Here is a 13,138-nt window from a genome sequence, read left to right as displayed (position 1 = left end):
ATGAGCGCAAAAATCCTTGCCATCGATACTTCAACAGAAATGTGTTCTGTTGCCTTAATGATGGGCAATACTGTCTACACGCGTAGTGCTATTGCTCCTCGTGATCATACGAAAAAAATCCTCCCGATGGTGGATGAAGTGCTAAAAGAAGCGGGCGTATCACTGCAAGAGCTTGATGCTCTGGCTTATGGTCGTGGACCGGGTAGTTTTACTGGTGTACGTATCGGTATTGGTATTGCTCAAGGATTAGCGTTAGGTGCAGACCTGCCAATGATTGGTATCTCCACGTTGGCCGCGATGGCTCAAAATGCCTACCGTCATACAGGATCCACTCACGTGGCGGCGGCAATCGATGCTCGCATGAGTGAGGTCTACTGGGCGCAATATCAGCGCCAAGATGATGGCAATTGGCAAGTTGTTGGGCAGGAGTGTGTTGTTGCGCCAAGTGCATTGACGCAAAGCTTAGCCAATGATGGGATTACCTGGACACAAGTTGGAACCGGTTGGGCTGCTTATAGTGATGATTTTGACCAACTGAATATAACGTGCGAATCATCAACTATTTTGTATCCAGAAGCGCAAGATATGGTGTTTCTTGCTAAGTTTGCTTTAGAGCAAGGTCATACAGTGGCGGTGGAAGAATCGAGCCCAGTGTATCTGCGTGATACCGTGACTTGGAAGAAACTACCAGGACGAGCTTAATCTTGATATGCAGACTGGGTAAAGACGTTTTTACCCAGTTCGATAAAGGATATGTATGGTAACAATTAACGGTTTACCCCCGTCTATACCGGGCCCGAATCGAACATCGAGAAGTAAAAAAAATGAGGTTGGTCAATCTCATCAGCAAGACTCGACCGCACAAACGTCGAAAGTCGCGAATGCCGTCTCGCAGTCGATTCGCCATATGAGCGAGTCGGATTTACGTGGTGCGACTTTACAATATGATTTACCGAAAGGACGCGGGCGCAAAGCAATGGAAGAGTACATGGATGTTATGCATCAGGCCAAGAGAGACGAGTTGGCTCAACTGCTTGGTGTGGATGTATATATTTAATTAAGGATAAGGAAATCCCTATGAAGACTATGCGTTCCGCGACTGGTGTATTGACCTTCTTGATCTGCTTGATAATCACAGGGTGTGCTCAAATGCCCAATGAATTACGAAGCCCCGCTTCAGTTGATGTGGTGACCGATTATACAAGTCTGGTTACGTTATCAAAAGGACCGTCAACAGACGTTGCCACGGCACGTTTGGGCGGCGTCATTGCAAGTATTGATAACCAAGCTACGCAGACGCGCTTAGTATTGGTGTCGCTTCCTATCGAACGAGGTGGGCGTCCTGATATTAGTCATGAGCCACAAGGGCGTTTTGTGGTGTATGTTAATCAATTTTTAGATCCGATAGCGTACCACAAAGGACGTTTACTCACGGTGCTGGGAACCAGTAAGGGAACTGAGTCGATAAGGGTGGGTGAACACTCACAATCTGTCCCTGTGATTCATGCCCAAGGAGTACACTTGTGGACCATAAAGCAAAGAGTATTGATTGACGGTATTGCGCCTTTGATGTCGACATGCCGAGGTTGGATGTGCCCCTATATGAGGCCAAGCAACGGTCAGATTATAAAGACGGTGGAATAACGTGCGAGAAACACAATATGATCTCTCTAACGTGACGTTAAGTGCGCTAGAAATCGGCACGCCTTCTTCGTTGCCATCGATCATTTTGTTGCATGGTTGGCTAGATAACGCCGCAAGTTTTGCGTCGGTCTTAAAATCGTGTGCCAAGAGAGCGCCAGAGAGACATTTTTGCGCACTTGATTTAGCTGGACATGGGCTTTCGACTCATAAAGGCACAGGCTACTATTATCCATTTCATGATTATATAGATGATATTTATCAGCTAATTACCTCTTTTTTTCCACAGAAGTGCATTTTAGTGGGGCATTCACTTGGTGCATTGATTGCAGCTTGCTATAGTTCAACGTTTCCAGAACAAGTAACTGGATTGCTGCAAATTGAAGGTGCTGCGCCGTTAGCCGAACAATCTGATAGGGCGGTGCAACGTCTGCGCGAGGGGATTATTAGTCGTGAGCAGGTGCGTTCGCAGGTTACGCGCGGCTATGCAAGCTTCGCGGCAGCGCTTCGTCATCGTGCACAAGTCAATAGATTAGGCCCGGAGTTGATTCAACCTGTGGTTGAGCGTGGGCTCGTGGAGCGAGATGGGCGTTGGTTTTGGCGACATGATCGCCAATTGCAAACGCAATCGGCATACCGAATGCCCGCTGAACAAGCGAGCGCGTTTATACAGGGAATCCGTTGCCCGCATTGTCTCATCCTAGGCCGTGATGGTTATACTGATTTACCCCAAACCGCAGCGGTGCATTTATCGAAACAGTGTACTATCTTAACGATAGTTGGTGGACATCATTGTCATCTCGAGCAGCCTGAGAATGTTGCACAGACAATGTTGGAATACATTGATTAAAAATTAACGCGTGTCAGCGTAGAGCTGACATTATCTGGCTGTAGGTTTTCTACTATAATAACGACAGTTATACAGCCAAGAACGAGGAGTATTACTTTGAATAAACCTTGGCTTTCACGTTATCCCGACGATGTGCCTGAAACTATCGATCCGGATCAATATCCAACGTTAATGGATATGTTTGAAAACGCGGTTGAGCGCTACGCTGATAAAACCGCGTTTATTAACATGGGCGCGACACTTTCGTATCGAGAATTAGAGCAACGCAGCCGTGCTTTTGCCGCGTACTTGCAACATGATCTCGGTTTACAGCCGGGGTCACGGGTTGCGTTAATGATGCCTAATCTTTTGCAGTACCCTGTGGCACTGTTTGGTATTTTACGCGCGGGAATGGTTGCGGTTAATGTTAACCCATTATATAAGCCGCGAGAGTTAGAGCATCAAATTAAAGACGCGCAAACAGAAACCATTGTTATTGTCACCAACTTTGCACACACTTTAGAAAAAGTCATCAAGAACACACCGATTAAGCACGTTATTATCACGTCGCTTGGGCAAATGTTGCCGTGTGTCAAAGGAATCATTGTCGACTTAGTGGTGAAACACCTCAAACGTAAGGTTCCTGACTATCATTTGCCAATGGCAGTGTCGATGAAACGCGCACTAAAGTTGGGAAGCCAGCATACGTATGAACGCCCACAGCTGAGTGGCAGCGATGTGGCTTTCTTACAATATACGGGTGGTACGACGGGCGCAGCCAAAGGGGCAATATTGACCCATCGCAATATGGTCGCGAACGTGCTGCAAGCTAAAGGCGCTTATGGACCGGTCTTATCAGAAGGGGATGAGCTTGTAGTCACTGCGTTGCCGCTTTATCACGTTTTTGCACTGTCAGTGAACTGCTTACTCTTTGCTGAGATGGGCGGGACGAATTTATTAATTACTAACCCGCGTGATATTCCCGGCTTTGTAAAAGAACTGGGAAGTTACGATGTCACGGCAATCACGGGCGTTAATACATTATTTAATGCTTTAGTGAATAATAAGCACTTTAAACAACTTGATTTTAGTCATTTAAGGCTTTCTGTTGGTGGTGGAATGGCTGTACAGCGGGCCGTCGCTGAAAAATGGAAAGCCATTACCGGTATTCATTTATTAGAAGGTTATGGCCTAACTGAGTGCTCACCGCTGGTGGCTGGTAATCCTTATGATCTTAAAGACTACTCTGGAGCAATAGGGTTGCCTGTTCCTTCGACTGATGTGCGTATCATCGATGATGAAGGGCAAGTCTTACCAATGGATCAAGTGGGTGAATTGCAAGTAAAAGGTCCTCAGGTCATGAAGAGTTATTGGAACAATTCTGACGCAACGGCGGAAGTTCTCAGTGATGATGGTTGGTTGGCTACCGGGGATATTGTCCGTATTGATGAAATGGGGATGATTTATATCGTTGATCGTAAAAAAGATATGATTTTAGTCTCTGGATTTAATGTCTATCCGAACGAAATTGAAGACGTGGTGGCGTTACATGAAAAAGTACAGGAAGTTGCCGCGATTGGTGAACCTTCAGAGTTAACTGGCGAAGCGGTGAAAGTGTATGTCGTCGCTAATGACACCTCTTTGACCAGTAAAGAATTGATCGCCCATTGCCGTCAATATTTGACAGGCTACAAAGTGCCTAAAAATATCGAATTTCGCCAAGAATTACCCAAATCTAATGTCGGTAAAATTCTGCGCCGCGAATTACGTGAAGAAAACGAGCAGCAAAAGCCTACCTCATAACGAGGATGCCAAGACATATCATGAAATAATGTTACAATGCCGACATAATCTGTCGGCATTATTTCGTTGCCAGAACCCATTTCAACAAAGTGAGCCTTGAGTGAACTACCGAATTATTAATACCTTTAGCGAACTGGAACGTGTGTGTTTAGCGGCTCGTGAAACGGATGTCGTCATGTTGGATACAGAGTTTGTAAGAACTCGTACTTACTACCCACAATTGGGATTGATTCAAATGTACGATGGTGAAAGCTTGTCATTAATTGATCCGCTAGAGATCGATGATATGACGCCATTCGTGCATTTAATGAAAGATACGGCAGTGCTAAAAGTATTGCATGCCTGTGGCGAAGATATTGAAGTCTTTTTTAATCAATTTCAATGTGTCCCTACGCCGATGGTGGATAGCCAAATTATGGCCGCGTTTTTAGGCTATGGTTTATCGACGGGCTTTGCCGCACTATCTAATGAATTACTCGGGGTTGAACTTGATAAGAGTGAATCGCGCACCAACTGGCTGGCCCGTCCTCTGACGGAACGTCAATTAACTTACGCGGCGGCTGATGTGTTTTACTTGATGCCGATTTATCAACAGCTGTTAGAGAAAGTACAAACGGCAGGCTGGTGGGATGCCGCATTAGCGGAATCAGAATTACAATGTGAAAAACGCACTCGCCCTCAAGATGCAGACCTTGCTTACTTAAATATTAAAGGAGCGTGGCAACTCAATCCGGCAGAGCTGGCGATTTTAAAGCCGCTCGCGACGTGGCGTTTTCATGAAGCGGTTAAGCGTGATTTAGCGTTAAACTTTGTGATTCGTGAAAATGATCTATTGACGATAGCTCGCTCAAGATTGACGACAGCGAAAGCCATGGAAGAAGCCGGTATAGATGTTCATGCTGTGCGTCGTCATGGCAATAAAATTGCGTTAATGGTTAAAGAAGCCATGCAACTAAGCGAAGACGAGTACCCAGAGCCAATTGAAACACTGATGGATTACCCTAGTTATAAGCAGCTGTTTAAAGAATTGAAAGATACCGTAAAAGGCGCGGCGCAAAGTCAAGGCTTAGCCCCAGAGTTTGTCGCGTCGAAAAAGCAACTTAATCAATTATTAAGTTGGGTTTGGAAAGGCAATCAAGATCCCGAAAAAACACCTGATGTTATGCAAGGGTGGCGACGCCAAGTGGTTGGTACGCGCCTAATGAAAAAACTCGGATAATATTACAAAACCCTACTTTATCTTTATATGGTAGGGTTTTTTCTATTGTGAGTAAAAGATGGACTTTAAGATAAAGGATACCTATGACTGCTACAGATTATTTAAATGACCTCAATCATCGTTATTTAGGCATTCATCGTGTCAAAGAAGATTTCTTCTGGGACACCTACATGGGACTCAGTGACGACCATCAGGGTGCCGCGCAAGCACAGATGGAGTGGACCAAGTTTCTCAGTCAAGGGACACAAATTACCGCTGTCAAAGAGCAGCTCGCTGCAGTTGATACCATTGCCGATGAGCAAGAGCGCGAACAAACGCGTATCGGTTTGCAAGGCTGGTTGGCAATGTTCGAATCTCATGCATTGGAATCACAGCAAGCTCAAGAATTAAAAGATGAATTAATCCGTTTCGAAGCCGACTTGTTTGAGAAAAAACAGCAACATGTCATGACTTATCAAGATGCACAAGGCAACAGCGTTGAGGCTTCTTTAGTGTCTTTGGGGGCAACAGTACGAACCAATGATAATGAAGCAGTACGTCAAAGTGCCCATCAAGCTTTGCTGGATCTTGAACAGTGGTTACTCCACAACGGTTTTATTGAGTTAGTGAAGTTACGTAATCGGTTCGCTCGTACGTTAGGATATGCCAATTTCTTTGACTATTCGGTGAAGAAAGGCGAAAAAATGTCATCAGATGAGCTTTTTACGATTCTTGATGATTTTGAATCTCGGACACGAGAAACCAACTTACAAAGTTTAAAGGCGTTAGCTGATGAGAAGGGAGATGCGGCGCTTTATGGGCATAACTTTACATTCTCTTTTGCTGGCGATGTAATGCGCGACTTGGACCCGTATGTGCCGTTCTCGCAATCGCTACGACGTTGGGTTGAGTCGTTTGGCCGTTTGAATATTGATTATTCAGGCGCTGAGTTAACGCTCGATTTGTTAGATCGCAAGGGTAAGTATCCTAATGGGTTCTGCCATGGGCCAATCCCGTCGTTCTATGATAAAAGTGACTGGGTTGCTGCGAAAGTTAACTTCACCAGTAATGCAAAGCCTGACCAAATAGGTAGTGGTTACGACGGTATCAATACGTTATTCCACGAAGGGGGTCATGCCGCCCATTTTTCGAATGTGAAAATGAATGCGCCGTGTTTCTCACAAGAGTTTGCACCAACATCGATGGCCTATGCAGAAACGCAATCCATGTTCTGCGATAGCTTACTCACGGATGCCGATTGGTTAAAGACTTATGCATTAGATGCTCAAGGTCGAGCGGTTCCTGATGATGTCATTAAGGCCATGATTACCGCCCGTCAACCGTTTAAAGCTTACGGTGAGCGTAGCATTATGGTGGTGCCTTATTTTGAACGCGCGTTATACCAGCTTGATGAGGATGAATTGACGCCTCAAGCCATCACAGAGTTAGCGCGTGAAAGCGAGAAACGCATTTTGGGTTTAGAGTGCAGCCCTCGACCATTGTTGTCTGTACCGCATTTATTATCGGATGAGTCTGCCTGTGCGTATCATGGTTATTTGCTTGCCCATATGGCCGTCTACCAGACGCGCGCCTATTTTCTTGAAAAATTTGGTTATTTGACTGACAACCCGAAAATTGGTCCATTGTTGGCTGAGCACTATTGGAAGCAGGGGAATTATCTCTCTCATAATGAGACGATCCAATCGTTAACGGGTGAGGGCTTTAATGCAAAATATCTGGCGGATATCTGTAATTTGTCGGTTGAACAGGCATGGCAACAGCAGCAGGAAAAAATCGAATCGCTCATGTCGCGCACTCAAGCACCTGTTGCGCCACTCAATGCTACAATCTATGTTGTCGATGGCGCAAAAGAGCTGGCATCCAATCGTGTCGCGAATGACACCATGTGCGATCAGTTTGAAGCATACATCGCTGAGCATTACCATTGTTAATGACGATTGGCTAACCTAGGTGGCCATAAACGTTTTCATTACTGCTTGTAGAGTCAGGGCTTGGCAGCACATGTGTATAATTCATGTCTGAGCACAGTTACAAATGGTAAATAATAAAAAACCAGTCAATCATGACTGGTTTTATTGTTTTTAACTAGCGCTTACTTTTCTTCTTCAGGTAATTTTACATTCAATTCTAGAACTGAAATGTCATCGCCTTTTTGCTCGAAAGTTAAATCGACCATATTGGGGTCGATGACGACATATTTAGCGATGACTTGCAGGATGTCTTCTTTCATTTGTGGCAAATAAGTCGGTGCTGGTTCATCAGCATGACGACGTTCTGCAACAATGATCTGCAAGCGCTCTTTGGCTAAACTTGCCGTCGTTTTTTTCGTTGGACGGAAAAATTCAAGTAGTGACATGTGTCATTAGCCCCCAAACAGTCGTTTAAAAATTCCTTTCTTAGGCTCGGTGAGAAAGCGAAATTCGATTTCTTCTCCAAGTAAGCGGCTTACGGTATCATCGTAAGCTTGGCCTGCATCTGATTGTTCGTCAAAAATGACAGGTGTGCCTTTATTTGATGCATTCAGTACGGCTTGGCTTTCTGGAATCACCCCAAGCAGTGGAATGTGCAGAATGTCTTCAACATCTTGCACGCTGAGCATCTCACCTTGCGTGACACGAGAAGGATTATAACGTGTTAACAATAGGTGTTGTTTAACAGGCTCTAACCCTTGTTCTGCTCGGCGTGATCTTGAATCAAGGATACCCAGAATACGGTCAGAATCGCGTACTGATGAGACTTCAGGATTGGTTGTCACAATCGCTTCATCCGCAAAATAAAGAGCCATCAACGCGCCTTGTTCAATGCCTGCAGGAGAATCACAAACGATAAAGTCGAACTCCATGGCCGTCAATTCATCAAGAATACGTTGCACACCATCGACAGTTAACGCTTCTTTATCGCGTGTTTGAGACGCCGGAAGAATGAATAAGTTTTCATTGCGCTTATCTTTAATAAGAGCTTGGTTTAATGTTGATTCACCGTTGATGACATTCACGAAATCGTATACAACACGGCGCTCACAGCCCATGATGAGATCAAGATTACGTAAGCCAACATCAAAATCGATGACCGCGGTTTTTTTGCCCTTTAGGGCTAAGCCGGAAGCAATTGCTGCGCTAGATGTGGTCTTACCAACACCGCCTTTTCCTGACGTTACGACAATAATGCGTGCCATTTTCTTTTTTTCCTTTCAAACTTATAGAGTCAGCAATTCAAAGTATAGTGAATCTTCATGCATTTTGAGGACCACTCGTTGTTGCCAAAACTCATTTTCAATTTGGTCACTGAGCCAATAGTTACCAGCGATTGAAACTAGTTCAGCTTGTAAATCTTGACATATGATTCGTGCTTTTTTTTGTCCACTAGCACCCGCAATGGCTCGGCCACGCAGCGTACCATAAATGTGGATAGACCCGTCAGCAATCACTTCTGCTCCTGGGCTAACATGATTAAGTATGACTAAGTCACTGTCTTTAGCGTACACTTGCTGCCCTGAGCGGATCGGAGTTTCGACCACTTTTGTTGGGGCGCGAGGTGCCGATGGGACATTTTTCGGTGAGTTACTGGTGGTCATCACGGCAAACCCAGCCTCACGTGCAAGGTTTTGAATCCGTTTGTTTGAACATCCAGTGACACCCACGGGAATAAACCCGGCATCAGAAATGCCTTGTTTGAGAGTAGGGAAGTCAAGATCCCCACCGACTTTCTCAATATTGATGACCACAGGGGCTCCAGCAAAAAATGCAGGAGCCTGATCCACCTTCTGTTTCAAAAAATCGACGCAATTTGCGATCTGATTGTCAGAAAGGTGCAATACTGACAAAGTAAAACTACTGCCTTTTAGGTCAGGTATATTGGACATTGTTACTTTGACCTCGATAAACTCATGGCTTAATGTGAAAGGACGTTGCCTGAGACTAGGGGTGTCATGTTATATTTCATGGCTAACTACAGCAAGTTATCTTACAACCTTTTGAACGATTTGCTGTCAATTTTATGGAAACTTACTGTTACCTAGATAAAAATGCGATAAATCCCGCGTTTTTTATACTTAAAGGCCTGTCATGCTTTGTTCTATATATAAAAGTGCTAAAAAAGAAGGGACGTATTTATACTTACCCAAACGCGATGATTTCTCACAGGTACCTGACACCTTATTAGATATGTTTGGTAAACCTGTATTTGTCATGCTCATCAATCTCAAAGATCGTACACTTGCGACTGTCGATATTGATCATGTAAAAGAGTCTATGCTTGAAAAAGGCTTCTTTTTACAATTGCCACCACCACCAGAAAATTTATTAGAGACATACAAAAAACAGAAATCTCGCTTAGATGATACATCGCACGATTAAGTCATTATAGGCTATATGCTCAAGGAGGAGATCTTGAGAAAGTTACTTTCGGTCATTTTAGGGGTGACGCTTGCGTCGCCAGTCCTCGCTGCGGATGTCAGCTTTGACAAATATGTTGAAGGCTTAAAGCAGGAAGCACGTCAGGAAGGCATTTCAGAGCAGATTCTGAAAGAAGCATTCAATGATGTGAAGTATCGTCCACGAGCCGTGGTTGCGGATCGTAATCAACCAGAGAAAAAACTGACGCTGGATGAGTATATTCCTCGCGCAGTGCCAAAATGGAAAGTAGAAAAAGCCAAAGCTTTGTATAAAAAATACTATCCTCAGTTGCAAACTATTGGGGCGAAGTATGGCGTACAACCACGCTTTATTATTGCACTATGGGGAGTGGAGAGTAATTTTGGTACCTTTACGGGCGGTTATAATGTCATCGATGCATTATCGACCATGGCTTATGATGGGCGCCGAGAAGCGTTTTTCCGTAAGCAAACCATGGCAGCGTTAACCATTCTTCAGCAAGGTCATATTGATGCCAGTCATATGAAAGGTTCATGGGCAGGAGCCATGGGGCAATGTCAATTTATGCCTAGCTCTTTTTTGTCGTTCGCTGCTGATGGTGACGGTGATGGAAAAAAAGATATTTGGGAGTCGAAAGCCGATGTCTTTGCTTCCACGGCGAACTACTTAAGTCAGTCTGGTTGGAAAGAGCATCGTACTTGGGGACGCCAAGTCAAATTGCCGAAAGGATTTGATGTCAGCCTTGGTGGGCGTAGTGCGTCGCAAGGAAAATATCTATCCGAATGGAGTAAACTGGGTATTACTCGTTACGATGGCCGTGCACTCCCTAAGTTGAACAATGATATTAAAGCATGGCTGATTGTGCCAGATGATGCACAAGGCCGAGTCTACTTGGTATATAACAACTATAACGTATTGATGAAATGGAATCGTTCATATTATTTTGCGTTAGCAGTATCACACTTGGCTGATGCGATTGTGTTCTAATATTGGCTATTGGCTATTGGCTATTGGCTATCGTGAGTTGGGCAACGAACAACAATTATTCATAGCAAAAAAAAGCAGCATGAGTGCTGCTTTTTTATTGGCTGTTATCACTAATTAGTGGTTTTCATTGGTTTCACAAGCAATCAGTGTGTTTTCAATCAGGCTTGCTACTGTCATTGGACCAACACCACCAGGCACTGGAGTAATAAAACTGGCACGTTCTTGAGCGGCACTAAATTCCACATCGCCAATGAGTTTACCGGTTTCAAGACGGTTGATGCCAACATCGACCACTACGGCTCCATCTTTTACCCATTCACCAGGAATAAAGTTGGGTTTACCAACTGCGACAACCAGAATGTCGGCTTGTTTAACGTGATAAGCGAGATCCTCAGTGAACCGGTGACAAGTCGTGGTGGTACACCCAGCCAGTAGTAATTCTAATGTCATCGGGCGGCCAACGATATTCGAGGCACCAACAATCACGGCATGTTTACCCATCAAGGAAATGTCATAACGCTCAAGAAGCGTGATGATGCCCTTGGGTGTGCATGAGCGTAGTTTCGGTATACGCTGGCATAAACGGCCCACATTGTAAGGATGAAAGCCATCTACGTCTTTCTCGGGCGTAATGCGCTCTAAAATTTTGGTTGAGTCAATGCCATCTGGTAGAGGTAACTGCACTAAAATACCATCGATTTCTGGATCTTGGTTGAGTTGGTCAACTAATGCGATGATGTCATTTTCTGTCGTTGTCATGGGCAAATCGTAGGATTTTGAGATAAATCCAACTTCTTCACAAGCGCGACGTTTGCTGCCGACATACACATGTGATGCTGGATCTTCACCGACAAGGACTACAGCAAGTCCTGGGGCGCGCAAACCTTTCTCGAGGCGTGCTTGCACACGTTCAGCTACTTCAGAGCGCACAGTTTGAGATATATGCTTTCCATCTATTTTTACGGCAGTCATGACTTTCCTTAACACTTATTATACGTGAAAATTTTTGCCGCTATTGTCGCAGATTACGACATTAACATCCACAAGCAAACGTTTGCTAAGAAGGGTTTTTGAGCAATTAATTCCTTGGTGATAACTTTTTAGGCACCTGAACGGTTTTCATCGATAAATTCATTGATTTACACTCACTAACTCGTATAATCCTCTCCCTGTAGCGCATCGTTTAATTCAGTCAATCGCGAAATAAACAGTGTAAAAGTGTTGCTATAACAAGCAGTGGTTATTATCAAAATATTCTTAATTATCGAATTGAGAGTGCTTTGAAATATTGATAATTCAATGCTCCGTTAGCTCAGTTGGATAGAGCACCCGCCTTCTAATTTGGCAGAAATGTAAATTTCAAAAATTGGGCTTCATAGAGGAAACTTTATGAATGTAAGACGTCAAATTCGGGGAAACCTTACAGTATTGTTGGCAATCCCGAGCCAAGCTTAGCAAAAGCTAAGAAGGTGTAGAGACTAGACGGCGTCTACCTAAAGCTGCAAAGCTAAGGTAAAGGGATAGTCCAGCGCACAAAGCCTATATGGTGGTAGCGAAAGTTATAGTGTGATGAAGCGGGTGGTCACAGGTTCGAATCCTGTACGGAGTACCATTTTAAAAAAAGCCAGTATCTGTATAAGATACTGGCTTTTTTGCGTTTATAGGAAGTTGTTGAGTATTTAGTATTCACAAGGAAGGAATAATGTTAGAGACCACACATACTCGGATTGATATATTGCGCCCCCAATATGCCGATGCGCTATTGAACTATTATCAACGTAATCAAACACACCTAGCCCCGTGGGAACCACTAAGAAATCCGGACTATTATACGAGAGAATTTTGGCAACAGGTGACAGAGAAAAACGTATTAGCGTTTGAGCTCGGGGAAGAATATCGCTTTGTGGCTTTTCATAAAAACAACTCGCGGCAAGTGATTGGCGTCTGTAACTTTACGGGGGTTATCCGTGGTGCTTTTCAAGCCTGCTTAATGGGGTATTCGCTGGACCACCAACATCTCAATCAAGGGTATATGACCGAAATCGTGCATGCGACGAGTCAGTATATGTTTGAGCAAGTTGGCCTACATCGCATTATGTCTAATTATATGCCCAATAATTGTGCGAGTGAGCGAGTCCTACAAAAATTAGGTTTTGAGCGAGAAGGCTATGCGAAGCGCTATTTAAAAATAGCCGGGCAGTGGGAAGACCATGTTTTAACGGCCAAAATTAATGATGTCGATTAACATTGAGTGAAGTGGTCAGGGGCGTGCTACCTGCAGAAAAC

Annotated in this window: 14 protein-coding genes; 10 read left to right on the top strand and 4 right to left on the bottom strand. The window is 44.3% G+C overall.

The features are described 5' to 3' along the window. From tsaB to OCU30_RS07820, 7 genes are all read left to right on the top strand, one after another. A complete protein-coding gene (gene tsaB / locus OCU30_RS07850; RefSeq protein WP_077312451.1) occupies positions 1-702 on the top strand; it encodes a tRNA (adenosine(37)-N6)-threonylcarbamoyltransferase complex dimerization subunit type 1 TsaB in 702 nt (233 codons plus the stop codon). A 55-nt stretch (positions 703-757) separates the two neighbouring features. Further along, positions 758-1,057, top strand: a complete 300-nt coding sequence (locus tag OCU30_RS07845) for a chromosome partitioning protein ParA (RefSeq protein ID WP_077312453.1) — start codon at positions 758-760, stop codon at positions 1,055-1,057. 20 nt (positions 1,058-1,077) lie between these two features. Continuing rightward, complete coding sequence (locus tag OCU30_RS07840; RefSeq protein ID WP_077312455.1) at positions 1,078-1,644, top strand: Slp family lipoprotein; 567 nt, start codon at positions 1,078-1,080, stop codon at positions 1,642-1,644. A gap of 1 nt (position 1,645) precedes the next feature. Beyond that, positions 1,646-2,491, top strand: a complete 846-nt coding sequence (locus OCU30_RS07835; RefSeq protein WP_077312457.1) for an alpha/beta fold hydrolase — start codon at positions 1,646-1,648, stop codon at positions 2,489-2,491. 96 nt (positions 2,492-2,587) lie between these two features. Next, positions 2,588-4,273, top strand: a complete 1,686-nt coding sequence (fadD, locus tag OCU30_RS07830) for a long-chain-fatty-acid--CoA ligase FadD (protein WP_077312458.1) — start codon at positions 2,588-2,590, stop codon at positions 4,271-4,273. A 100-nt stretch (positions 4,274-4,373) separates the two neighbouring features. Next, complete coding sequence (gene rnd, locus OCU30_RS07825; RefSeq protein ID WP_077312460.1) at positions 4,374-5,492, top strand: ribonuclease D; 1,119 nt, start codon at positions 4,374-4,376, stop codon at positions 5,490-5,492. Between the two features lie 83 nt (positions 5,493-5,575). Continuing rightward, a complete protein-coding gene (locus OCU30_RS07820) occupies positions 5,576-7,423 on the top strand; it encodes a M3 family metallopeptidase (protein ID WP_077312462.1) in 1,848 nt (615 codons plus the stop codon). A 161-nt stretch (positions 7,424-7,584) separates the two neighbouring features. Here the strand turns inward: OCU30_RS07820 and minE are convergent, their stop codons facing one another. From minE to minC, 3 genes are read right to left on the bottom strand one after another with little or no spacing between them, the layout of a single operon-like run. Then, positions 7,585-7,848, bottom strand: a complete 264-nt coding sequence (minE, locus tag OCU30_RS07815) for a cell division topological specificity factor MinE (RefSeq protein ID WP_077312464.1) — start codon at positions 7,846-7,848, stop codon at positions 7,585-7,587. A gap of 6 nt (positions 7,849-7,854) precedes the next feature. Continuing rightward, positions 7,855-8,667 (bottom strand): septum site-determining protein MinD, encoded by an 813-nt coding sequence (gene minD, locus OCU30_RS07810; RefSeq protein WP_077312466.1) that lies wholly within the window; start codon positions 8,665-8,667, stop codon positions 7,855-7,857. 21 nt (positions 8,668-8,688) lie between these two features. Next, complete coding sequence (minC, locus tag OCU30_RS07805) at positions 8,689-9,354, bottom strand: septum site-determining protein MinC (protein WP_077312468.1); 666 nt, start codon at positions 9,352-9,354, stop codon at positions 8,689-8,691. A 202-nt stretch (positions 9,355-9,556) separates the two neighbouring features. Here minC and OCU30_RS07800 point away from each other — a divergent pair, with 202 nt between their 5' ends. Further along, positions 9,557-9,847, top strand: a complete 291-nt coding sequence (locus OCU30_RS07800) for a YcgL domain-containing protein (RefSeq protein WP_077312470.1) — start codon at positions 9,557-9,559, stop codon at positions 9,845-9,847. A 33-nt stretch (positions 9,848-9,880) separates the two neighbouring features. Further along, entirely contained in the window at positions 9,881-10,852 is a 972-nt protein-coding gene (locus tag OCU30_RS07795) for a lytic murein transglycosylase (protein WP_077312472.1), read from the top strand. Between the two features lie 114 nt (positions 10,853-10,966). Here the strand turns inward: OCU30_RS07795 and folD are convergent, their stop codons facing one another. Further along, the gene (gene folD / locus OCU30_RS07790; RefSeq protein ID WP_077312474.1) at positions 10,967-11,824 is read right to left on the bottom strand and encodes a bifunctional methylenetetrahydrofolate dehydrogenase/methenyltetrahydrofolate cyclohydrolase FolD; all 858 of its coding nucleotides are present in this window, start codon (positions 11,822-11,824) and stop codon (positions 10,967-10,969) included. Positions 11,825-12,554: 730 nt separating this feature from the next. Between folD and OCU30_RS07785 the strand changes: the two genes are divergently transcribed. Continuing rightward, entirely contained in the window at positions 12,555-13,097 is a 543-nt protein-coding gene (locus OCU30_RS07785; RefSeq protein ID WP_077312476.1) for a GNAT family N-acetyltransferase, read from the top strand. Positions 13,098-13,138: the final 41 nt, after the last annotated feature.

Origin of the sequence: Vibrio palustris, from assembly GCF_024346995.1 — a bacterium.
Lineage (GTDB): Bacteria > Pseudomonadota > Gammaproteobacteria > Enterobacterales > Vibrionaceae > Vibrio > Vibrio palustris.
Note: the sequence above shows the minus strand (reverse complement) of the source record. Positions and strands in the feature narration are given on the sequence as shown.

What these genes read in the sequence shown, in the direction of transcription:
- tsaB (WP_077312451.1), top strand. Translation starts at nt 1, where the DNA reads ATGAGCGCAAAAATCCTTGCCATCGATACTTCAACAGAAATGTGTTCT.
- minE (WP_077312464.1), bottom strand. Translation starts at nt 7,848, where the DNA reads ATGTCACTACTTGAATTTTTCCGTCCAACGAAAAAAACGACGGCAAGT.
- minD (WP_077312466.1), bottom strand. Translation starts at nt 8,667, where the DNA reads ATGGCACGCATTATTGTCGTAACGTCAGGAAAAGGCGGTGTTGGTAAG.
- OCU30_RS07845 (WP_077312453.1), top strand. Translation starts at nt 758, where the DNA reads ATGGTAACAATTAACGGTTTACCCCCGTCTATACCGGGCCCGAATCGA.
- folD (WP_077312474.1), bottom strand. Translation starts at nt 11,824, where the DNA reads ATGACTGCCGTAAAAATAGATGGAAAGCATATATCTCAAACTGTGCGC.
- minC (WP_077312468.1), bottom strand. Translation starts at nt 9,354, where the DNA reads ATGTCCAATATACCTGACCTAAAAGGCAGTAGTTTTACTTTGTCAGTA.
- OCU30_RS07820 (WP_077312462.1), top strand. Translation starts at nt 5,576, where the DNA reads ATGACTGCTACAGATTATTTAAATGACCTCAATCATCGTTATTTAGGC.
- OCU30_RS07800 (WP_077312470.1), top strand. Translation starts at nt 9,557, where the DNA reads ATGCTTTGTTCTATATATAAAAGTGCTAAAAAAGAAGGGACGTATTTA.
- OCU30_RS07785 (WP_077312476.1), top strand. Translation starts at nt 12,555, where the DNA reads ATGTTAGAGACCACACATACTCGGATTGATATATTGCGCCCCCAATAT.
- OCU30_RS07840 (WP_077312455.1), top strand. Translation starts at nt 1,078, where the DNA reads ATGAAGACTATGCGTTCCGCGACTGGTGTATTGACCTTCTTGATCTGC.